A 21580-nucleotide genomic window follows, 5' to 3' on the forward strand; every position below is an offset into this window, starting at 1 on the left:
GCGACGCGAAACCGCACTACCGGTCGGTAGATGGAGTTGGCGGTGCTGGTTGTCTAGGCTCGAGTCGTGAATCGACGCACCAAGATCGTATGCACGCTCGGGCCCGCCACCGCGGGTGGTGATCGAATTCGGGAACTCGTCGACAGCGGCATGAACGTCGCGAGACTCAACTTCAGCCACGGTGAGCACAAGGACCACGAAGAGAACTACACCAAGGTCCGTGAGGCGTCGGACGCCTCCGGAAAGGCCGTCGGTATTCTGGCCGACCTGCAGGGACCGAAGATCCGCCTGGGCCGGTTCACCGAAGGCAAGACATTCTGGGCGACGGGGGAGACCGTCAGGATCACCGTCGACGACGTCGAAGGCACTCACGACCGCGTCTCGACGACGTACGAGAATCTCGCGAACGATGCCACCCCCGGCGACCGGCTGCTCGTCGACGACGGCAAGGTCGGACTCGTCGTCACCGCCATCGAGGGCAACGACGTCGTGGCGCGGGTCACCGAGGGCGGCCCCGTCAGCAACAACAAGGGCCTGTCGCTGCCGGGCATGAGCGTGTCGGTGCCGGCGCTGTCGGAGAAGGACATCGCCGACCTCGAGTTCGCGCTGAAGCTCGGTGTCGACTTCATCGCGCTGTCGTTCGTGCGCTCGCCCGCCGACGTCGAACTCGTGCACGAGGTGATGGACCGCGTCGGCCGTCGTATCCCGGTCGTCGCGAAGCTCGAGAAGCCGGAAGCCGTCGACAATCTCGAAGCGATCGTCCTCGCGTTCGACGGCATCATGGTCGCGCGTGGCGATCTCGGCGTCGAGTTGCCGCTCGAGCAGGTCCCGCTCGTGCAGAAGCGGGCGATCCAGATCGCCCGCGAGAACGCGAAGCCCGTGATCGTCGCGACGCAGATGCTCGAGTCGATGATCGAGAACTCGCGTCCGACGCGTGCGGAGGCGTCGGACGTCGCGAACGCCGTCATGGACGGCACCGACGCCGTCATGCTGTCGGGGGAGACGTCGGTCGGCAAGTATCCGATGGAGACGGTGCGCACGATGGCGCGCATCGTCGAGGCGGTCGAATCGGATTCGACGCGGGTCCCGCCGCTGACCCACGTTCCGCGGACGAAGCGCGGCGTCATCTCGTACGCCGCACGCGACATCGGCGAGCGGCTCGACGCGAAGGCCCTCGTGGCGTTCACGCAGTCGGGCGACACCGTGCGGCGACTCGCGCGGCTGCACACGCACCTGCCGTTGCTCGCGTTCACGCCGGTCCCCGAGGTGCGCAGCCAGCTGTCGCTGACGTGGGGTACCGAGACGTTCATCGTGGCGCGGGTGGCGAGCACCGACGAGATGGTCGAGCAGGTCGATCACGCCCTGCTCGAGATCGGCCGGTACAGCCGCGGCGATCTCGTCGTCATCGTCGCGGGTGCGCCTCCCGGAACGGTCGGGTCGACGAACCTCATCCACGTGCACCGCATCGGCGAGGAAGATCGCTGACACGGTGAGCGGATCCGCTGATCTCGAGGTACTGCTCGACCTGCGCGAGAAGGCGCAGGACGTCTTCGTCGGCGAGCACCCGCCGCAGGTGGGTGCTCGCACCTTCGGCGGGCAGCTCGTCGCGCAGGCGCTGGTGGCGGCGGGGCGCACGGTGGGCGCCGACTGGCCCGTCCATGCGCTCAACGCGCATTTCGTGCGGGGCGGGGACGTCAAGGCGCCCATCGAGTACCACGTCGAGCGGCATCGGGACGGGCGGGCGTTCGCGAACCGTCAGGTGACCGCGATGCAGGACGGCAAGGAACTGTGCGTCGCGCTCGTCGCGTTCCAGGGCTTCGCGCGTGGACTCGAGCATGCCGTCGCACCGCCCGTGGTCCCCGATCCCGAGGCCCTGCCGACGATCGGGGAGTTGCTCACCGGGTTCGAGGACACCGTGCCGATGTTCGCGCGGGCGCTCAAGCCGATCGACATGCGTTACACGAACGACCCTGCGTGGATCCTCAAGGGTCGCGGGACGCTCGATCACAATCGTGTGTGGATGCGTGCCGACGGCACCCTGCCCGACGAGCCGATGATCCATGCGGCGACCCTCGCGTACTCGTCCGACACGACGATCCTCGACTCGATCATCACGTCGCACGGATTGTCGTGGGGACACGACCGGATCGTCGCGGCGACGGTGAACCATTCGATCTGGTTCCACCGGCCAGCGCGGTTCGACGACTGGATGCTCTACGCGACGGAGTCGCCCGTCGCCGCCGGCTCGCGCGGCCTCGCGACCGGGCGATACTTCGGTACCGACGGCACCCTCGTCGCCACCGTCGTCCAGGAGGGCGTGGTGCGGCACTTCCCGTCGCGGGCGGGTGCAGCCCCCGGCGGCACTGCGTCGGAATAGTCCGTTCTTACCCGAAACCCCCTGTGCCGCAATGTCACAGCGTGTGCGCTCGATGCACATGCTGTGACATTGCGGCACGAGGCTAGGGGGTGGGTGGGGGCGTTCCGGCCACCGGGAATGTTCGGCTCGGTGCCCGCCTATGCACGCTAGTGTGACGGCTCCCACAGGTGAGAGGAGCCTTCGTGACAGTACGGAGCATCGACCCCGAGGTCGCGACGATGCTCGCGGCACTCGACTCGGGCTTCCCCGACGTCACGGCGCACACGCCGCAGCAGATGCGTGAGCTCGTCGGTGCCCGTCGCGGCCCGGCGAGCACGGAACCCCCGATGCGATCGGTCGAGAACACTCGCGTCCCCGGAGGCCCGGCGGTGCGGGTGTACCGCCCGGAGTCGGACGGCGTACTGCCCGTCGTCGTGTTCGCACACGGCGGCGGATTCGTGTTCTGCGATCTCGACAGCCACGACGGGCTGTGCCGCGAACTCGCGCAGCGCGTCGGTGCCGTCGTCGTGTCGGTCGACTATCGGCTCGCGCCCGAGCATCCCGGTCCCGCCGCAGCGGACGACGTCTCCGCGGCGCTCGACTGGGCGCACGCCCGTGCCGCCGACTGGGGCGGTGATCCGGACCGGCTCGTGTTGGCGGGCGACAGCGCCGGCGGCAATCTCGCGGCCTGCGCTGCGATCGCCACGGTCCGTCGCGGCGGGCCGGTCGTGGCCGCGCAGCTACTGATCTATCCCGTGATCGACGACGACTTCGATTCCGAGTCGTACCGTACCTACGGCTCCGGGTACTACAACACCGAGGCCGCGATGCGGTGGTACTGGTCCCACTACGCGCCCGGCGGCGCTCGGGACGAGACCGTCGCACCGTCACGGGCGCCGTCCCTCGCGGGCGTCGCGCCCGCGGTCGTCGTCACGGCGGAGTTCGATCCGCTGTGCGATTCGGGGCATCGCTACGCACAGCAGCTCGCCGATGCCGGAATCCCGGTGCGGACACATCGTTTCGACGGGCTCTTCCACGGATTCCTCGCTTTTCCCACGCTGTCGCACGTCGGTCCCGCGCTGGACCGGATCGCCGGCCTCACCCGCGACGTCCTGGGCGTGCGCGACGACGAAAGGACGACTCGATGAGCACCACCGCGTCCCCCGACACCACTGCAGCCGACACCACGGTCGACGTGGTCGTCATCGGTTCCGGCACCGGCCTCGCGGCCGCGCTCGCCGCGCACGAGAAGGGACTCGACGTCCTCGTCGTCGAGAAGACCGAGTACGTCGGCGGCTCCACCGCGAGATCCGGTGGTGCGTTCTGGATTCCGGCCAATCCGGTGTTGCAGGCGGACGTGCCCGAGGACACGCGCGCGATCGCCGCCACCTATCTCGACGCCGTGGTGGGGGAGAGCGCGCCGAAGGAGCGCCGCGCTGCGTATCTCGACAACGGCGCCGAGGCGGTCGCGATGATCGAGCGGACGACGCCGCTGGAGTTCTTCTGGGCCAAGGGCTATTCGGACTACCACCCCGAGAAGCCGGGTGGCTCGGCCGTCGGTCGCACGTGTGAGAGCACGCCGTTCGATCTCGCGCAGCTCGGCGAGGAGCGCGCACGTTTCCGTCCCGGTCTCATGGCGTCGTCGCTGCCGATGCCGGTCACCGGCGCCGACTACAAGTGGCTCAATCTCGTGATGCGGACGCCGGCGAAGTCCTTGCCGCGGGCGATCAAGGCGCTCGCGAAGGGACTCGGCGGGAAGCTGCGCGGCCGCGAATACACCGCGGGCGGGCAGGCTCTCGCGGCGGGACTGTTCGCCGGAGTGATCCGTGCCGGAATCCCGGTGTGGACGGAGACGAGCCTCACCGACCTCGTGGAGGAGGACGGCCGCATCACGGGCGCGGTCCTGCGCCGCGGCGGCGTCGACGTCACCGTCGCGGCCCGCAAGGGTGTCGTGCTCGCGGCGGGCGGCTTCGATCACGACATGGCGATGCGGCACAAGTACCAGTCGGAGTCCTTGGGAGACAACGAGAGCCTCGGAGCCGAGGGCAACACGGGCGACGCGATCGTGCTGGGCGAGCGGTACGGGGCCGCGGTCGCGGGGATGGATCGCTCGTGGTGGTTCCCTGCAGTCGCGCCCGTTCCCGGCGGCGCGCCGTCGGTGCTGCTCGCCGAGCGTGCGCTGCCGGGGTCGCTCGTCGTCGACTCCTCGGGATCACGCTTCGTCAACGAGGCGAGCGACTACATGAGCTTCGGGCAGAAGATCCTCGCCCGCGAGCAGGCGGGCGACCCCGTCGGGTCGATGTGGCTCGTCTTCGATCAGCGGTACCGCGACAGCTACATCCTCGCGGGCGGGCTTTTCCCGCGGCAGCCGCTGCCCAAGTCCTGGTACGCGAACGGGATCGCGCATCGTGCCGACGACGCCGCGTCGCTCGCGCGGTCGATGGGAGTCTCGGAGAAGACGTTCACCGAGACGCTCGCGCGGTTCGACGCGCAGGCCGCGGCGGGTGTCGATCACGACTTCGATCGTGGCGGCAGCGCGTACGACCGGTACTACGGCGACCCGACGATCGGCCCGAACCCGAACCTCCGGCCGCTGAGCGGGCAGCTCTACGCCGTGAAGATGGTGCTCAGCGATCTGGGAACGTGCGGTGGGCTCGTCGCCGACGACCGCGCCCGGGTGCTGCGGGAGGACGGTTCGGCGATCGCGGGCCTGTACGCGATCGGCAACACGGCGGCCAATGCGTTCGGGGACAAGTACCCCGGTGCGGGCGCGACGATCGGACAGGGCCTCGTGTACGGCTACATCGCGGCTCAGGATCTCGCGCGTCAGGATCTCGGCGTGCCGTCCGGCGGGTAGTCCCCGAACGTCCCGTACGGGTCGTCGTCCAGATAGCGCCGGTGCTGGCGCTCGGCGCGCGCCGCGATCTCACGTTCGGTCGCGGCGCGCGCCGACTGCTCGCGGGCGCGCGTGTCGCGGCGCGTCGCAGCGAGCAGGCCGACGAGCCCGACGAGGACGACGCCGCTCCAGAGCAGCGCCATGCCCTGTGCGGCTGCGACGATCGAGACGATCGTGAGGACGGTTCCGGTCGCTGCCACGGCGCCGAACGCGCCCACGAGTGTCGCGTTCCGGCGGCGACGGGCAGGGGCCGCGCGCTGGGGCGGGGGAGGCGGCGCTGCGTGCGGTGGAGCGAGCAGAAGCAGCACCACCACGACGACGAGGCCGACGACGATCGGTGCGTAGAGCATCATGCGGGTGTCACCTCTCGTCGGGAGTGCGGGTCCGGAATCTCCATTATGACGGCGCCGCCGAAGCGGGGCGATCGGTGCAGGTACCCCCGTCGATCGGGGTCGTGGAGCCGTGATATTTCTTGATCGCCCGAGAGTGGGTTGGATCACACAAAAGGAGATCGACGTGCGCAATATCGGCCGGACTCGGCAGTTCCGACGAGCAGCGACGGCGGTCGTCGCGGCGGTGGCGATCGCGGGAGCCGGAAGTGCGCTGACCGCGCCCGTGGCCGGCGCGGAGCCGGCCGGTGACGCACGCGACGCGCAGGTGGCGCTCGAGGGGATCACGTCCGCCCCGCAGGACGTCTCCGCGATCGTGGAGAGCATCGAGATCGCGAACGCGATCCTCGATCAGTTCGGCATCACCCCGTTCACGCCGACCGTGGGTGCGTGCACCGATCTGTCGTTCCCGCTGGCCGTCGCGGGCGCCGTGCCGGGCCCGGCGACCCCGCCGATCGGTGACCTTTCCTTTTCGCTGTTCGGGAGCGAGATCGACCTCAACGCCGTGCGGCGCGGCGAGGTCCTCTACGGATTCGTGCCCACCGGGGTGCGCAACGATTCCGCCGACAAGTCGGGAATGAAGGTCGCGTGGTTCAACGTGAACACCTTCCAGGGTGGTTTCGGTGAGCCGATGGGCGGCATCTCCGATGTCATCCTCGACGCCGTCGTCAAGCGGATCGAGGGACTCGCCCCGGGGGTGGCGGTGGTCGCCAATCGTCTCGTCGACTCGACGCTGCGCCCGGTGCTGAACCGCATCCCGCAGAACGGGGTGCGCGGTGGCCTCGTCGACACCGGACAGGGCACCGTGCTGTCCGCGATCTACGGCACCGTGAACAAGGGCGACGCGACGTGCGTGTTCTTCCCGAGCCTCGGGATCGCCACGGCCGCCTGACGCCCGGATCGCGTCTGCGAGGATCGGCACATGGGAGAGGACGCACGACGCCTGGCGCGAGGCGAGTGGTATCTCGACGACGCCGAACTCCAGGACCGGCGACGGCGGTGCGCGCGTCTCCTCGACTCCTTCGATTCCGTTCCGGCGGAGGACGATCGAGCGCGATCCGAGGTGCTACGCGCCGTCGTCGGCGAGGTCGGTGACGGCGTCGTCGTCGTGCCGCGCTTCCGGTGCAGCTACGGCGACAACATCCGGCTCGGCGACGGTGTGTTCGTCAACGCCGGAGCGTTCTTCATGGACGATGCTCCGATCACCCTCGCGCCGAACGTGCGGATCGGACCCGGCGCGCAGCTCATGACGGCCCTGCATCCCGTGGACGATCACGCACGCCGCCGTGAGGGGTGGGAGCGTGCCGCGCCGATCACGATCGGGGAGAACGCGTGGCTCGGTGCCGCCGTCACGGTGGGGGCGGGAGTGACCATCGGACGCAACGCCGTGATCGGTGCGGGCAGCGTCGTGCTCCGGGACGTACCCGATCACGTCGTGGCCGCGGGATCGCCCGCCGTCGTCGTGCGGCACACTCCGGTCGAAGGCTGAGATTCGACATCAGTTCGCGGACAACGATTCCAGGTGTCCGCGGACGAGTCGCCGTACCTGCGCGGGCGGGTCGGTCCGGCCGACGAGCAGGTGGACGGCGAGGCCGTCGATCAGGGCATGGAGATGCATCGCCTCGTCGTCGACGTCTCGGTCGGCGTGCACGAGGCCGTGTTTCCGCAGATCGACGAGCAGTGCCCGGCACAGTGCGCGCAGCCCGTCGTGGGCGCCCAGCGAGATCTCCTCGAGTCCGGGCCGGCCCGCGGCGTCGGTGACGAGCGCCAGATTCACGTGCATCTCGACGCGGCGGGCGTCGTCGTAGGGCAGCACCTCGGCGAGGATCTTCTCCGCACGCCGCAGCGGATCTCGCACGGCGGTGTGCGCACGCACCCGTTCGCCGACGCGCTCCTGGATGAGGAGCATCGAGAACTCGAGCAGTGCTTCCCGCGTGGGGAACACGTGTCGCAGTGAGCCGGCGGAGATTCCGGCTTCCGCCGCGACGTCGCGGATGGAGACGCCGGACGCCCCGCTGCGCAGCACCACCCGCCACAGTGCTTCGGCGATCTGCGTGCGGCGGGCGTCGTGGTCGATGAGTTTCGGCATCCCGCTCATGGTAGCCCAGCTGTGCTAGCTTGTGTGGCGGCACAGGTGTGCTACCAAAACGAAGGAGTGGGTGGTGACGACTCGGCGTTCGACCGCGCTCGACGTACTGCGAGGGATCGCCGTCCTCGGAACGCTCGCGACCAACATCTGGATCTTCACCGACGTCGAAGGCCTCGTCGGATACATCGTGGGCGAGCGCCGCGCGACCGGCGCCTGGGAGCCGGTGCAGGTGGTGCTCCAGCAACTCGCGCAGGGCAAGTTCCTAGGCCTGCTCACCGTCATGTTCGGCATCGGACTCGCCATCCAGCAACGATCCGCGCTCCGTCGCGCGGCCCGCTGGCCGGGCGCGTATCCGGTGCGCGCGGGGCTGCTCTTCGTCGACGGCGTGATCAACTACGTGCTCTTCACCGAGTTCGACGTTCTGATGGGCTATGCGGTGACGGGCCTCGTCGTCGCGTACATCCTGTCCGCGAGCATCCGGCGGCAACGACTCGCGGCCGCCGTCGCCTGTGGGGTCCACGCGCTGATCCTGGGTGTCGTGGTGCTGGCGCTCGCCACGGCCTCGGCGACGCCGCCCGGCTCGGCGCTCTCGCCGAATCCCTACCGGGACGGGTCTTTCCTCGATCTCGTCGCGTTCCGTCTCGACAACGTGCTGCTGTTCCGCCTCGAGATCGTCTTCATCCTTCCGATGTCGATCGCGCTCTTCCTGGCGGGCGCTGCACTGTTCCGTGCGGGAATCCTCGAGCCGACCGCGCGGCGGTTGCGCCGGCGGCTGATGATCGGCGGGCTCGGGGTGGCCCTGCCGCTCGACCTGCTCGTCGGATCGTTCGGCGGCTCGGCAGGATTGGTTCTGGGGCGGTACGGGATCGCTCCGTTCGTCGCGCTCGGGATACTGGCCGCCGTCGCCGAGTTCTACAGCAACGGCCGTGCCGCGGGCGTCGTGGGACGCGCGCTCGCGCCGGTCGGGCGGACCGCGCTGAGCTGCTACGTGCTGCAGAACGCACTCGCCGGCGCCCTCTGCTACGGCTGGGGCCTCGGCATCGCGGGCCGACTCGACGGCACCACCGTCGTCCCGGTCACGGTCGGCTTGTTCCTGCTCGTCGCCGCGGCGATGACGATCGCCTCGCGACTCTGGCTCGCGCGGTTCGATCGCGGTCCGCTGGAATGGGTGTGGCACGCGAGTTACGAGAGCCTCACCCGGTCGCGCGTCAGCGCGGCGTCGCGGTCGTGACGGCGAATCCTGCGATCCATTCGGGTACGGCCTCGTAGAAGCGCGAGGCCATCGAGTAGGGGCCCGTCGCCGCGAGCGACGCGTAGGCGGCGACCCACGTCCGCACCTCGTGCGACGATCCACCGCCCTCGGCGCCCATCCACTCGACGGACCAGTCGTCGACGTCGGCGAGGGCACCGCTCTCGAAGGTGTCCAGAACGAGGTTGTCCCACGTCGGATTGATCGGGATCATCGTCGTAGATCCGGCGGCGTAGTCGCGGCCGGCCTGCACGACGCGCTCCTCGCCCTTGGCCCGCTGTTGCGGCGTCGGTGGGTGGCCCTCGATGAGGGCGTCCGCGACGCGCGGGGGCGCGCCGTCGAGGGTCGGCACCGGCGGATCGTGCGACAGACCGCCCGACGCGAGGAAGAGCACGCGCTTGTCGAGCTCGGCTGCGGCCTCGCCCACGGCGGTGCCCAGCGCGCGAATCCGGCTCACGGGGCACAGCGGCGTCGCGACGCCGTTGACGAACACGGGAACGACCGGCACGCGATCGATGCCGTCGAAGAGCACCTCGAGCGGCTGGACGAAGCCGTGGTCGACGGTCATCCGGGCCGACACGGTGAGGTCGACACCGCGATCGAGGACGCCCTTGGCGAGCGCCTTCGCCGCCTCGGTGTCGACGGAGAGCGGACCGGCCTGCGAGCCGAAGTCGCCGACCGCGGTCGCCTCGGTGGCGAGGCAGAACGGCGGCATCTCCTTGTAGAAGAAGCCGTTGTAGTGATCGGGCGCGTAGAGCACGACCAGCTCGGGATCGAATTCCGCGACGAAGGCGCGTGCGCCGGCAACAGCGGCCTCGATGCGCGCGAGAGTGTCGGCATCGGGATCGTTCTTCCCGATGAGGGGCGAGTGCGAGAGCCCGACGAGGGCGGGGGCCATGGCTGAATTCCTCACTGCTGCTCGGACGTTACTGCTGCTCGGACGTTACTGCTGCTCAGGCGTTCGGGTGGATGACGAGCTTGCCGGTCAGGGTTCCGTCGATCATGAGCTGGAACCCCTTGTGGATCTCGGACAGCGGCAGGGTGCGGTCGATCACCGGGCGCAGGCCCGTCGCGTCCATCATCTTGAGCATCGCGACGAGCTCGCTGCGGGTGCAGCCGGTCGATCCGAGGATCCGCTGCTGGAGGTAGAAGATGCGGTTGAGGTCCGCAGGAGGATTGGCGCCGCTGGTGGCACCGGCGATGACGATCGTGCCGCCGGGGCGCAGGCACTTCATCGAATGGGCCCACGTCGCTTCGCCGACGGTCTCGACGACGACGTCGACCCGCTCCGGCAGGCGCTCACCGGTGCCGACAACGGCGCGCGCGCCCCACGAGAGGGCTTCGGCGCGCTTTGTCTCGCTGCGGCTGGTGGCGTAGACGACGGCGCCCGCGGCGGCGGCCAGCTTGATCGCGGCCGACGCGACCCCGCCGCCGGCGCCCTGCACGAGCACCCGGTCGCCCGCGGTGATCCGGGCCTGTGTGAACAGCATCCGGTATGCGGTCGTCCAGGCGACGGGCAGGCAGGCGGCCTCGTCGAAGGACAACCAGTCGGGCTTCGGGACGAGGTTGCGGGTGGGCACGGTCAGGTACTCGGCGAACGCGCCGTCGTGCTGTTCGGAGAGCAACGCCCGGCCGGGATCGAGTGTCTCGTCGCCCATTCCGGCGTCCGCGTCGGCGATCACCGGATAGACGATGACGGGATTGCCGTCCTCGTCGTAGCCGGCGGCGTCGCAGCCGAGCACGATCGGGAGCCGCTCGGGCGGATGACCGACGCCGCGCAGCGTCCACAGGTCGTGCATGTTCAGCGACGATGCGACGACCCGAACGAGCGACCAGCCCGGTGTCGGTTCGGGCTTCGGCACCTCGCGGAGGACGAGGCCGGACAGCGGATCGGTGGCGTTCTGGGACAGCGCGGTGGCAGCGAGCATGGGGCCGATGCTCCCCACGTCGCGACGGCCCACCCAGCGGATGTGCCGTCCTGCGGAACGCGTCCGGGCGGCGTGCCGGAGTACGGAACGGCGCCTGGAACAGCGTCGTCGCGCGAGATTGTGTTGGTCACATGACTTCCACCATCCGATCCGGCGCCGGGGCGTGCGGCGGTGCTTGCGAACCACCGAACGGTGCCGCGACGGCGGCTCCGCGCGGCTCGCTGCGGCGGCCGGCCGAGCTGACCCGGAACGTCGACGTCTCCGGGCTCGTCGACTCCGAGGGCGGTCTGCTGGACCGCGCGATCTTCACGGACGAGGATCTCTACAAGCAGGAGCTGCGCCGCGTCTTCGCGCCGAGCTGGCTGTTCCTCGCGCACACCGATCAGTTCCGTCGGCCGGGTGACTTCTTCACGACGTACATGGGTGAGGACCCGATCATCGTGACGATGGACAAGAGCAGGCGGATCCGCGCCTACCTCAACTCGTGCCGTCACCGCGGTGCCCGGGTGTGCCGCGCAGATTTCGGTGCGACCCGCAACTTCACGTGCACCTATCACGGCTGGGCGTACGACCTCGAGGGCGCGCTCGTGAGCGTTCCCAACAAGGACGGCTACCCGGAGTCGTTCGACGCCAAGGACTGGGGCCTCGTCGAGGTTCCGCACGTCGAGACCTACCACGGGCTGATCTTCGGCACCTGGAACCCTGCTCCGCTCTCGCTGCGGGAATCGCTGGGCGACATGGCGTGGTACATGGACGCGATGCTCGATCACGACGACGAGGGAACCGTCGTCGTCGGGGGCGTCCACAAGTGGGTGCTCGAAGGCAACTGGAAGCTGTCGGCCGAGCAGTTCGCGACCGACTGGTACCACGTGAACATGAGCCACGCGTCGGCGCTGACGGTGCTCTCGCCGTCCGGCAAGGCTCCCCGGGACGAGATCGTGCATCGCACCGGACGCCAGTACGTCGACCCGCGTGGGCACGGCGCCGGCTTCCCGGTGCACCCGAAGAACCGGTTCGACGCCCGCACCGTCCACGAGTGGATGGACTACGACGCGCTCCGCGAACGCCTCGGCGACGCGCGGGTGGAGGGGCCGCTCACGACCGGCCACGCGACGGTCTTCCCGAACTTCTCGTACCTGCCGGTCAACGGCTCGATCCGCATCTGGCACCCCAAGGGACCCGACGCGATGGAGGTCTGGGCCTGGACGATCGTCGACAAGTCGATGCCCGACGAGGTCCGGGAGGCGCAGCGCCTGTACAACCTGCGCACGTTCGGTCCCAGCGGCATCTTCGAGCAGGACGACGGCGAGAACTGGAGCGAGGTCCAGGCGATCTCGCGTGGCTTCATCACCAACGGTGTCGCCCTGAACTATCAGATGGGTATGGGCTCCGAGCGTGAGGACGGCCGGCATCCCGGCACCACGAGCGAGCTCTACAGCGACGCCGCGGGCCGTGCCTTCTACGGCCACTGGCGCGATCTGATGAACACCCCCGCATGGCACGAGGAGAAGCGATGATCACCGGCATTCGCGTCGCCGCGCTCGACGACATCCCGGAGGGCGAGGGCATCGCCGTCGACAAGGCCGTCACCGGAACCGCCGACGACATCGCCCTGCTGCGCGACGACGACGGCAGTGTGTGGGCACTCGACGACACGTGCACGCACGCCGACGCGTCCCTCGCGGAGGGGTGGGTCGAGGACGGGCAGGTCGAGTGCCCGCTGCACTCGAGCAAGTTCTGTCTGAAGACCGGTGCCGTGGACGGGCTTCCGGCGACGAAGGACGCGTGCCCGCACCGCGTGGAGATCCGTGACGGCGAGGTCTTCCTCTTCCCGGGAGAACGGCCGTGACCGGCGTCCCCGAACGGGTCGTGGTGGTCGGCGGCGGTATCGCCGGCGTGAGCACCGTCGGGGCGCTGCGGTCCGGCGGGTTCGAGGGCGAGCTCACGCTGGTCGACGCGGGCGAGTTCCCGTACGACCGCCCGCCGCTGTCGAAGGACTATCTCGCCGGCGGGAAGAACCTCGAGCAGATCGCGTTGCAGCCGCCGCAGTGGTACGACGACAACACGATCGCGCTGCGCACCCGGACGTCGGTGACCGCGCTGCGTCCGGCCGAGGGCGCCGTCGAGCTGTCGGGCGGCGAGTTGCTGCGCGCGGACCGCGTCGTGCTCGCGACGGGTGGGCACGCGGCGAGGCCACCGATCCCCGGTGCCGACGGCGAGCGCGTCCACGTGCTCCGCACGAGCGAGGACGCCGAGCGTCTCCGGGGCGCACTCGTTCCGGGAGCGCGGCTGCTCGTCGTGGGTGCCGGTCTCATCGGCGCCGAGGTGGCCTCGACGGCACTCGGGCTCGGCTGCGACGTCGTGCTCGTGGATCCGGTGGCGGTGCCGCTCGCCGCGGGCATCGGCGACGACGTCGCGACGTGGCTGCACGGGCTCCACGGGGTCCGCGGCATCACGACCCTCACCGCCCAGGTGAAGTCCTTCACCGACACCGGCTCGGGTATCGACGCCGTGATCGACGGCGAGGACGATCTGCGGTCGTTCGACGCGGTCGTCGTCGGCGTCGGCATGGTCGCGGAGACCGGGCTGGCCGAGACCGCGGGCCTCGAGGTCGATCGCGGCGTCGTCGTCGATCCGGACCACGTGACGTCGAACCCCGCAGTGCTGGCGGTCGGCGACATCACGCGGGTGCGCCGCGGCGGCGTGCTCGCGCCGCGCGCCGAGCACTGGGAGGCGGCTCAGCATGACGGCCGCCGTGCCGCCGCGACTCTCCTCGGCGCCCCCGCACCAGCCGACACGGCGCCGTGGTTCTGGACCGACCGGCACGACCGCCACGTCGAAGGCGTCGGCCGCATGTCGGACGCCGAGACGACGGTGGTGCGCGGCGAGCTCGGCGCAGCGGCGTTCAGCGCGTTCGGTTTCCGCGACGGCCGGGTCGTCGCGGCGGTGGCCGTGGACGACTCCAACGCCGTCCGGGCCGCTCGCCGGATGATCGACCGCGCGATCGCCGTCGACCCGCACAAGGTGGCCGATCCTGCCACCGACCTCCGAAAGTTGCTGCGCGGCTGAGCCGGCCGTCGCCCGATCAGCCCCCGAAGGGACGAGACACCGTGAGCATCACCGAAACAGCACCCCCGGCCGGGACGCGGGCGGGCACGCTCGCCGACCGTGACACCCATTTCGAGGTGGAGCAGTTCTACTACGCGGAGGCCGAGCTTCTCGACGACGGCCGCTTCACCGACTGGCTCGATCTGCTCGCCGACGATCTGGACTACTGGATGCCGACGCGGAGCAACCGGCTGCGCCGGCAGCAGGCGCTGTCGATCGCCGCGCGCGGCGAGGCCGCCTTCTACGACGAGACGAAGGACAGTCTCGCGTGGCGGATCCGGCGTTTCGACTCGGGCATGGCATGGGCCGAGGACCCGCCGTCGCGTACCCGCCACGTCGTCGGCAACGTCGTCGCGCGCTACGTGGATCCCGAGGAGCATCCGGGATTCACCGAGGAGGATCTGACGATGCGGTCCGCGTTCCTCGTCTACCGCAATCGCCTCGAACGCGAGGAGAACGTCTTCGCCGGCGGCCGCACCGACGTGCTGCGCCGGACGGACTCGGGCCTGCAGGTGGCCCGGCGGACGATCCTCCTCGACCAGAACATCCTGCTCGCGAAGAACATCTCGACCTTCTTCTAGACGGTCGTACTTCCGATGTCGGCCCTCCCCGTCGCCGACGCTCTTCCGTACCCGACACCGATTGGACATCGTGTGACCACCGCAACGACCACCGAGGTCGAACTCCGTCGGCATCGTGTCCCGACCACGCTCGGCGAGATCGCCGTCGCAGAGGTGCCCGGCGACGGCCCCACCCTCGTGATGCTGCACGGCGGCGGGCCCGGCGCGTCCGGAGTGAGCAACTATCACCAGAATCTCGCGGCGCTCTCGCAGCACTTCCGGATCCTGCTGCCCGATCAGCCGGGCTTCGGCGAGAGCTACCGTCCCACCGAGGCGGACCTCGACGAGCGGTCGATCACCGCGATCACGGTCGACGCGCTCGCCCAGGCGCTCGACGCGCTCGGAGTCGGCACCTTCCATCTGCTGGGCAACAGCCTCGGCGGCGCTGCGGCCATCGCCTTCGCGCAGACCCATCGCGACCGGGTGAGTGGGCTCGTGCTCATGGCGCCGGGTGGCGGCTGGCTGCCCTTCGGTCCCACCCCGACCGAGGGCCAGAAGGAGATGTTCAAGTACTTCAACGGGGGCGGGCCCAGCGAGAAGAAGATGGCCTCGTTCATCCGCACGATGGTCTTCGACCACAAGCAGTTCGGTGCGGACGTCGTGCGTGCCCGCTACGAGGCGTCGCTCGACGAGAGCCACATCGCCTTCTATCACCTCTACAACGCGGCCTTCGCCAAGCGGCACGGGATGGACCCGCTGTGGAAGGACCTCCACCGCATCACGGCGCCGACGCTGCTGCTGTGGGGCCGCGACGATCGCACGATCACCCTCGAGGGCGCGCAGATCATGCTCAAGCAGATCCCGGACGTGCAGATGCACGTCTTCGGCCGCTGCGGGCACTGGGTGCAGCTCGAGCGCTCCGCCGAGTTCGAGCGCCACGTCACCGACTTCCTCGGGAACCTCGCATGACCGGCTGGCTGGACGGCTATTCGGCGCTGATCACCGGTGGCGGCACCGGGATCGGGCGCGCCGTCGCCGAGCGTTATCTCGCCGAGGGAGCCTCGGTGACGATCCTCGGCCGCGACCGGGATCAGCTCGACAAGGTCGTCGCGGACTCGGCGGACCCGTCGCGGATGCACGCCGTCCAGGCGGACGTCCGCAGCTCCGAGCAACTGCACGCCGCGGTCGTGGAGGCGGTCGATCGGTTCGGCAAACTCGACACGCTCGTCGCGAACGCCGGCGTGTGGGACTACCAGCGGCAGCTGACGCGGTTCACGGGAGACGAGCTCGCGGCGACCGTCGACGAGGTGTTCTCGGTCAACGTCAAGGGCTACTTCCTCGCGGCCGAGGCGGCGTGGCGTGAACTCGTCGCGACGCGGGGCTCCATCGTCATGACGCTGTCCAACACGTCGTTCTACGTCAACGGCGGCGGGCCGGTCTACACCGCGAGCAAGCACGCATGCCTCGGGCTCATGCGCGAACTCGCGTACGAGCTCGCCCCGAAGGTGCGGGTCAACGGTGTCGCGTGCGGCGGTATGAGCACCGACCTGCGCGGCCCGGAGTCGTTGTCGATGACCGAGCGATCCATCTCGGCATCGTTCGCCAAGCGCGGCCCGGATTCGCCTCCGCCGCCGATTCCGTTGCACGATTCGAGTATCGATCCCACCGATTTCACCGGTCCCTACGTGCTGCTCGCCTCCCGCGAGCAGGCGGGCCCGATCACCGGTGAAGCGATCTCGATCGACGGCGGGATGGGTGTGCGCGGATTCGCCTCCGACGCCGGCGGAAACCACCTCTGACTCTCCACCGAACACGACGAAGGAAATCCCGACATGAGATCCGGCACTCTCGACACCACGTTCGGACGCCTCGCATGACGTTCGGACATCCCGCGAACTCCGGCGTCGCGGTCGACGTGAACCCGGCCGCCGCCGTGGCCCGCAACGCCGGCTGGAATGCGGCCGCGGTGGCCCTCCGCTACGGCGACACGGCCGTGACGTACGCCGACCTCGACGATCGCACCGCTCGGCTCGCAGCCGTCCTCACCGATGGCGGCGTCGGGCCCGGCGACCGCGTCTCGTACGTGGGCCTCAACAGCCCCGCGTTCCTGACGACGCTGCTCGCGACGTTGCGGATCGGCGCGATCTTCGTGCCCGTCAACTTCCGGCTCGCCGGCCCCGAACTGAGGACGGTCCTCGAACGCAGCGGCGCCGTCGCGCTCGTGGGGGAGAGCGGTCACTGCGACATCGTCGACGCCGTCCGCGACTCCGTCGCGGTGAAGCGTTACCTGCTCGTCGACGACGATCCGACGACCCCGCCCGCCGGCGACGTCCCGGGCTGGGAGCGGTGGTCGGGTCTCCTCGACGCCGCGGAGCCGACCGAGCAGATCGCCACCGGCAGGTTCGACGACCCCGCGATCCTCATGTTCACCTCCGGCACCACGGGTGTCCCGAAGGGAGTCGTCCTCACCCACGGCAACATCTGGTGGAACTCGGTCAACGTCGACACGATGCTCGACGCCCGCCGTGGCGACGTCACGTACGCGTCCGCGCCGCTCTTCCACGTGGGGGCGCTGAACAGCTTCGTCGTCCGCACGATCGTGCGCGGCGGAACCGTCGTTCTGCGCCGCACGTTCGACCCGGCGGAGTTCCTGGCCGACGTCGCGCACCATCGTGTCAACTCGCTGTTCGCGGTGCCCGCGATGCTCGCCGGCCTGCGCCGGGTGCCGGGACTCTTCGAGACGGACCTGTCGCACTTGCGCTCGGTCGTCGTCGCGGGTGCGCCGGTGCCGCCGTCGCTCATCCGCGAGTTCGCGGACCACGGTGTCTGGCTGCAGCAGGCGTGGGGGCTGACCGAGACCGCGCCGTTCGCCACGCATCTGCCCGTCGAACGCACCCTAGACAAGATCGGGTCGGCCGGGATCCCGATGCCCTACACGCAGATCCGCATCGTGGAGGTCGGCACGACCACGCCCGTCGGGCCGATGGTCAGCGGCGAGATCCTCGTTCGGGGGCCGAACGTAACGCCCGGCTACTGGGAGAACCCGGAGGCGACGGCAGCGGCGTTCGACGAGGACGGCTGGTTCCATTCCGGCGACATCGGCTACCTCGACGAGGACGGCTACTTGTTCATCGTCGACCGGCTCAAGGACATGGTCATCACCGGCGGGGAGAACGTCTATCCCGCGGAGGTCGAGCGCGTGCTCGCCACCATGCCGGGAGTCACCGACGTCGCCGTGGTCGGAGTTCCGGACGACACGTGGGGCGAGCTCGTCGTCGCGGTCGTGTCGCTGGATGCCGCCGCCGCGATCACCCTCGACGACGTGCGTGAGTTCGCCGCCGAACAACTCGCCCGCTACAAGCTCCCGCGCAAGCTCGAAGTGATCGACCGGGTGCCGCGCAACGCGTCCGGCAAGCTCGAGAAGCTCACCATTCGGCGCTTCGTCGAGGACCGGACGCAGTGAGCGTGCAGACCCCGGCGGGGGAGAGCGCCGCGCCGTGGACGGCCGAGGTCGTGTCGTGGGGCGACGGCGGCGGACGTGTGGCGTTGCAACGCGACGAAGGCCGCGTCGTCACCGCCGAGGTGAGCCGCTGCGCGCGGGGCCGGCTTCGGCTCGCGTATCCCGTCGCCGCCCACGACGTCGAGGTCCGGTTGCCCGCCCTCGTGTCGACCGACGACCTCACCGCGGTCCTGAGGTCGGTGGTCGGCGCTGTCCGCCGCGTAAACCCCGAGTGCCGGAAGGTGCTGTTCGCCGTCGAGCGGACCACCGACGCCGAGACCACGAACGCCGAGAGCACGAACGCCGAGAGCGCGAGCGCGACCATCGCGGCAGCGGAGGCCGCCGGTTTCCGCTACGTCGTCGACGTCGATCTGGCGGAGGCGGAACTCGGGCTCATGGTCGCCGAGCCGGAGTGGGTCACCGCGGTCGACATCGATCTGGATCGCGTTCCGGGTACCTGACTCACGCCGTCAGCCGGCGAGGGCGTGCTGCACGCGCGGCGGCGTGGTGCGAACGTCCTGCCGGCGGCGGGTGGGCAGTACCCGCGCCGCGTCGCTCGCGACCCGGCGCAGCGTCGCGGCGTGGGTACGGACGTCGAGCCGGTCGGTCGCGCCCGACACGGACAGGGCGGCGACCGGGCGCCCCGAGGGGCCGATGACGGGGACCGCGACGCAGCTCAGCCCGCTCTGGATCTCGCCGTTCTCCACCGCGATCCCGAGCCGCCGGATCGCGGACAGTTCGGTGGCGAGTGCGACGGGATCCACGATCGTCCGGTCCGTGTAGCGACGCAGCGGTGCGGCGAGTGCTGCCTGCATCGCGTCGGGGTCGTAGGCGAGGAGTGCCTTGCCGACCGCCGTGCAGTGCGCGGGGATCCGGTGACCGATTCGCGACGGCGACGGGACCTGTCGATGGCCGTAGAGCTTGGCGAGATACACGACGTCGGTGTCGTAGAGCGCTGCGAGATGCACGGTCTCCTGCGTCGCTGCGAACAGCTCGGCCAGGAACGGAATCAGCCTGTCCCGCAACTCCTCCTGGCCCGGCGCGTACATCGTGCGGCCGATCTCGTGGAGCCGGTTGCCGAGCCGGTAGTCGGTGCCGACCCGCTCGACCACGCCGTTGCGCTCGAGCATTGCGAGGACGCGATGAGTGGTCGACTTGCTCAGGTCGGCACGGCGCGCGAGTTCACTCACGCCGACGCCGGTGAGTCCGTCCTCGCCGAAACACGCGAGCAGGCTGACCGCTTTGTCGATGGCTGCCCGGTCGTCGCGTGCACACGCTGTGGTCATGATGGTGACAGCACCTTCCGCTCGCTCGTCTGCTCGTCCAGCCGGCTCCGTCCATTAGAGTGGACGAAACGACGACTTGCACGTGACAATTTTCGCGTCGCCGATGGCCGTCCGTCAAGATTGACGAAGGCAACTTATAAGTGACGGCGCGCGAGGGGCGGTAGGGGAGATGTCCGACAGCAATCAGCTCGTGGCGCGCAACGTGCGCCGCTATCGCCAGGAGCGCGGGCTCTCGCTCGCGGAGCTGGCCCGGCGCTCGGGGCTGTCCAAGCAGACGTTGTCGAAAGTGGAACAGGGAGTGGGTAATCCGACCGTCGAGACGCTCACATTGCTGGGTTCGGCGCTCGAGATTCCGGCGAGGCGACTGCTCACCGAATGGGGGTCACCCGTGTTCGTTCAGCGCCGCGCCGAGGACGTCTGGTCCACCGACGCCGGGCTGTCCGAGCGGGTGCTCGACGAGGTCTACGGTTCGGGCCACGTCCGCAACCACATCCTGCGCCTCGAACGGGGCGCGACGACGTCGGGGCCGCGCGTCGCGGAGCCGCCCGGCAGCCTCCATCACGTGTACGTCATCGACGGCCGTCTGAAGGCGGGCCCGCTGACGGATCCCGTGGTGCTGGAGGCGGGTGACTTCGTGCGGTTTCCCGGCGACGTCCCCTACACGTACGAGAGCCTGAGCGAGGTCGTCACAGCGCACGTGGTGTCGACGTTGCCGCAGCTGCGGCAGTTCGGGCCGAGCATCGGCGGCTGACGTACGAGTCCGGGTGGGCGCCTCCGGAGGCGCCCACCCGGGCCGGTTCGTGCCGGTCGCGTGTCAGTCCGCAGCGACGCCGGCGGTCTGCGTGCGCCGTCCCCCTCGTCGCGCAGTGGTGCGGACGAGAGTCTCCTTCGAGAGGTACACGGCCAGCGCCGACACGGCGATCAGCCCGATGAAGTACCACGCGATGTTGTTCGTGCCGCCGCCGTTGTCGAGATCGAAGAGCCAGTTGGCCATGAGCGGTGCAGTGCCGGCGCCGAGTACCGAGCCGACCTGGAAGGTGAGCGAGACGCCCGTGTAGCGGTCCTGGGTCTCGAACTTCTCGGCGAGGAACGCGCCGATCGGGCCGTACATCGACGCCTGGATGATCGGGTTGCCGACGACGAAGCCGAGCGCGACGAGCCAGTAACTGCCCGAGTTCAGCAGCATGAACATCGGGAAGACCAGCGAGACCGAGACCGCGGCACCGACGAGCATCACCGGACGCCGGCCGTATCGGTCGGACAGCCACGCGAAGAACGGAATCGCGGCGATGTGCAGCACGCTCGAGAAGGTCAGCATGTACAGCGCGTCCTGACGCGGGACGACGCCCTGTGCGGCCACGTACGGCACGACCCACACCGCGAGCAGCGCCTGCATGAACAGCGGCCCGGCTGCGGCGAGGATGCCGTAGAGGCTCGTCAGCGGGTAGTTCTTGATCACGCGCATGATCGGGACGCCGGTGTGCACCTCGCCGGCCGCGCGGGCTGCCGCGAAGTCGGGCGATTCGGTGACGCGGAAGCGCAGGTACAGGCCGATCACGACGAGCGCCGCGGACAGCAGGAAGGGAACACGCCAGCCCCAGCTGAGGAATGCCTCGTCGGGAAGCCCCGCGAACAGGCCGAGGATCAGGGTGGCGAGCACCGATCCCGTCGGCCCGCCGGTGACGGCGATCGATGCGGCGAGGCCGCGATTGCCTTCCTTGACGTGCTCGGCCGCCATGAGTGTCGCTCCGGCCCACTCGCCGCCGACCGCGAGGCCCTGGACGATCCGCAGCGCGACGAGGATCAGCGGAGCCGCGATCCCGATCGACTCGTAGGTGGGCATGAGCCCGATGCAGATCGAGACGATGCCCATCATCATCAGCGTGATGAAGAGCATGCTCTTGCGGCCGACCTTGTCGCCGAAGTGGCCGAACAGGATTCCGCCGATCGGGCGGGAGATGTAGCCGGCGAGCAGGATCACGAAGGACAGCGTCGCCCCGAGTCGTGGGTCCATCGTCTCGGGGAAGAACAGCACGGGAAACACGAGACCGGCGGCTGCGCCGTAGAGCAGAAAGTCGTAGTACTCGACGGTCGAGCCGAGAAAGCTGGACACGAGTGCCCGGCGCGACTCCTTCGGTGTGACGGTCGACCCGGCGGGCGGCGATACCGCGGAACGATCCTCCATGCGTACTCCTCGATCTGGGCGCGATGCGTCGCGTC

General features: G+C 69.6%; 22 protein-coding genes. 16 read left to right on the forward strand and 6 right to left on the reverse strand.

The window, feature by feature from the left end; all coding sequences use genetic code 11:
• Positions 1-66 precede the first annotated feature (66 nt).
• The 4 genes from pyk to RR1_RS11490 all read left to right on the forward strand — a co-directional run bounded on the left by pyk (position 67) and on the right by RR1_RS11490 (position 5213).
• On the forward strand, positions 67-1485 hold the full coding sequence (pyk, locus tag RR1_RS11475) for a pyruvate kinase (RefSeq protein WP_010836179.1): 1419 nt from the start codon (positions 67-69) through the stop codon (positions 1483-1485).
• Positions 1486-1489: 4 nt separating this feature from the next.
• Positions 1490-2377 carry an acyl-CoA thioesterase gene (locus RR1_RS11480; protein ID WP_010836178.1) on the forward strand — a complete coding sequence of 296 codons (888 nt, stop codon included), beginning with the start codon at positions 1490-1492 and terminating at the stop codon, positions 2375-2377.
• A gap of 182 nt (positions 2378-2559) precedes the next feature.
• A complete protein-coding gene (locus RR1_RS11485; protein WP_010836177.1) occupies positions 2560-3504 on the forward strand; it encodes an alpha/beta hydrolase in 945 nt (314 codons plus the stop codon).
• Positions 3501-5213 (forward strand): 3-ketosteroid-delta-1-dehydrogenase, encoded by a 1713-nt coding sequence (locus RR1_RS11490; protein WP_010836176.1) that lies wholly within the window; start codon positions 3501-3503, stop codon positions 5211-5213. Before RR1_RS11485 ends, RR1_RS11490 begins: the two co-directional genes overlap by 4 nt.
• Here RR1_RS11490 and RR1_RS11495 read toward each other — a convergent pair.
• Positions 5183-5605 carry a hypothetical protein gene (locus tag RR1_RS11495; protein ID WP_010836175.1) on the reverse strand — a complete coding sequence of 141 codons (423 nt, stop codon included), beginning with the start codon at positions 5603-5605 and terminating at the stop codon, positions 5183-5185. The two genes, RR1_RS11490 and RR1_RS11495, sit on opposite strands and share 31 nt — an antisense overlap.
• Before the next feature lie 163 nt (positions 5606-5768).
• On the opposite strand from RR1_RS11495, the gene RR1_RS11500 reads away from it, so the two are divergent.
• Together RR1_RS11500 and RR1_RS11505 are read left to right on the forward strand one after the other, a co-directional pair.
• Positions 5769-6533: a hypothetical protein gene (locus RR1_RS11500; RefSeq protein ID WP_040771972.1), complete on the forward strand. Its 765-nt coding sequence runs from the start codon at positions 5769-5771 to the stop codon at positions 6531-6533.
• Between the two features lie 30 nt (positions 6534-6563).
• Complete coding sequence (locus RR1_RS11505; protein WP_010836173.1) at positions 6564-7130, forward strand: sugar O-acetyltransferase; 567 nt, start codon at positions 6564-6566, stop codon at positions 7128-7130.
• 9 nt (positions 7131-7139) lie between these two features.
• Here the strand turns inward: RR1_RS11505 and RR1_RS11510 are convergent, their stop codons facing one another.
• Positions 7140-7730 carry a TetR/AcrR family transcriptional regulator gene (locus RR1_RS11510; protein ID WP_010836172.1) on the reverse strand — a complete coding sequence of 197 codons (591 nt, stop codon included), beginning with the start codon at positions 7728-7730 and terminating at the stop codon, positions 7140-7142.
• 70 nt (positions 7731-7800) lie between these two features.
• Here RR1_RS11510 and RR1_RS11515 point away from each other — a divergent pair, with 70 nt between their 5' ends.
• A complete protein-coding gene (locus tag RR1_RS11515; protein ID WP_010836171.1) occupies positions 7801-8961 on the forward strand; it encodes a DUF418 domain-containing protein in 1161 nt (386 codons plus the stop codon).
• On the opposite strand, the gene RR1_RS11520 is transcribed toward RR1_RS11515, so the two are convergent.
• Positions 8939-9877 (reverse strand): 3-carboxyethylcatechol 2,3-dioxygenase, encoded by a 939-nt coding sequence (locus RR1_RS11520; RefSeq protein WP_010836170.1) that lies wholly within the window; start codon positions 9875-9877, stop codon positions 8939-8941. The genes RR1_RS11515 and RR1_RS11520 overlap by 23 nt on opposite strands.
• Before the next feature lie 55 nt (positions 9878-9932).
• Positions 9933-10907: a zinc-binding dehydrogenase gene (locus RR1_RS11525; RefSeq protein ID WP_072713633.1), complete on the reverse strand. Its 975-nt coding sequence runs from the start codon at positions 10905-10907 to the stop codon at positions 9933-9935.
• A gap of 131 nt (positions 10908-11038) precedes the next feature.
• Here RR1_RS11525 and RR1_RS11530 point away from each other — a divergent pair, with 131 nt between their 5' ends.
• The 8 genes from RR1_RS11530 to RR1_RS11565 all read left to right on the forward strand — a co-directional run bounded on the left by RR1_RS11530 (position 11039) and on the right by RR1_RS11565 (position 18535).
• On the forward strand, positions 11039-12424 hold the full coding sequence (locus RR1_RS11530) for an aromatic ring-hydroxylating dioxygenase subunit alpha (protein ID WP_010836168.1): 1386 nt from the start codon (positions 11039-11041) through the stop codon (positions 12422-12424).
• Positions 12421-12756 (forward strand): non-heme iron oxygenase ferredoxin subunit, encoded by a 336-nt coding sequence (locus RR1_RS11535; RefSeq protein WP_040771971.1) that lies wholly within the window; start codon positions 12421-12423, stop codon positions 12754-12756. Before RR1_RS11530 ends, RR1_RS11535 begins: the two co-directional genes overlap by 4 nt.
• Positions 12753-13976, forward strand: coding sequence for an NAD(P)/FAD-dependent oxidoreductase (locus RR1_RS11540; protein ID WP_010836166.1), 1224 nt, complete (start codon positions 12753-12755; stop codon positions 13974-13976). Before RR1_RS11535 ends, RR1_RS11540 begins: the two co-directional genes overlap by 4 nt.
• A 41-nt stretch (positions 13977-14017) precedes the next feature.
• Positions 14018-14596, forward strand: coding sequence for a 3-phenylpropionate/cinnamic acid dioxygenase subunit beta (locus RR1_RS11545; protein WP_010836165.1), 579 nt, complete (start codon positions 14018-14020; stop codon positions 14594-14596).
• 15 nt (positions 14597-14611) lie between these two features.
• A complete protein-coding gene (locus RR1_RS11550; protein WP_010836164.1) occupies positions 14612-15544 on the forward strand; it encodes an alpha/beta fold hydrolase in 933 nt (310 codons plus the stop codon).
• Positions 15541-16374 (forward strand): 3-(cis-5,6-dihydroxycyclohexa-1,3-dien-1-yl)propanoate dehydrogenase, encoded by an 834-nt coding sequence (locus tag RR1_RS11555; RefSeq protein ID WP_010836163.1) that lies wholly within the window; start codon positions 15541-15543, stop codon positions 16372-16374. Before RR1_RS11550 ends, RR1_RS11555 begins: the two co-directional genes overlap by 4 nt.
• Positions 16375-16448: 74 nt before the next feature.
• Positions 16449-18038, forward strand: a complete 1590-nt coding sequence (locus tag RR1_RS11560; protein WP_010836162.1) for an acyl-CoA synthetase — start codon at positions 16449-16451, stop codon at positions 18036-18038.
• The gene (locus tag RR1_RS11565) at positions 18035-18535 is read left to right on the forward strand and encodes a hypothetical protein (protein WP_010836161.1); all 501 of its coding nucleotides are present in this window, start codon (positions 18035-18037) and stop codon (positions 18533-18535) included. The genes RR1_RS11560 and RR1_RS11565 overlap by 4 nt, the downstream gene beginning before the upstream one ends.
• 9 nt (positions 18536-18544) lie before the next feature.
• Here the strand turns inward: RR1_RS11565 and RR1_RS11570 are convergent, their stop codons facing one another.
• Positions 18545-19360 carry an IclR family transcriptional regulator gene (locus tag RR1_RS11570; RefSeq protein WP_010836160.1) on the reverse strand — a complete coding sequence of 272 codons (816 nt, stop codon included), beginning with the start codon at positions 19358-19360 and terminating at the stop codon, positions 18545-18547.
• A 169-nt stretch (positions 19361-19529) separates the two neighbouring features.
• Between RR1_RS11570 and RR1_RS11575 the strand changes: the two genes are divergently transcribed.
• The gene (locus RR1_RS11575; RefSeq protein ID WP_010836159.1) at positions 19530-20111 is read left to right on the forward strand and encodes a helix-turn-helix domain-containing protein; all 582 of its coding nucleotides are present in this window, start codon (positions 19530-19532) and stop codon (positions 20109-20111) included.
• A gap of 63 nt (positions 20112-20174) precedes the next feature.
• Here RR1_RS11575 and RR1_RS11580 read toward each other — a convergent pair whose 3' ends face one another.
• The gene (locus RR1_RS11580) at positions 20175-21545 is read right to left on the reverse strand and encodes an MFS transporter (RefSeq protein WP_010836158.1); all 1371 of its coding nucleotides are present in this window, start codon (positions 21543-21545) and stop codon (positions 20175-20177) included.
• Between the last annotated feature and the right edge of the window lie 35 nt (positions 21546-21580).

The sequence above is a fragment of the Rhodococcus rhodnii NBRC 100604 genome, from assembly GCF_001894925.1.
In the GTDB taxonomy this organism is placed as follows: Bacteria; Actinomycetota; Actinomycetes; order Mycobacteriales; family Mycobacteriaceae; genus Rhodococcus_F; species Rhodococcus_F rhodnii.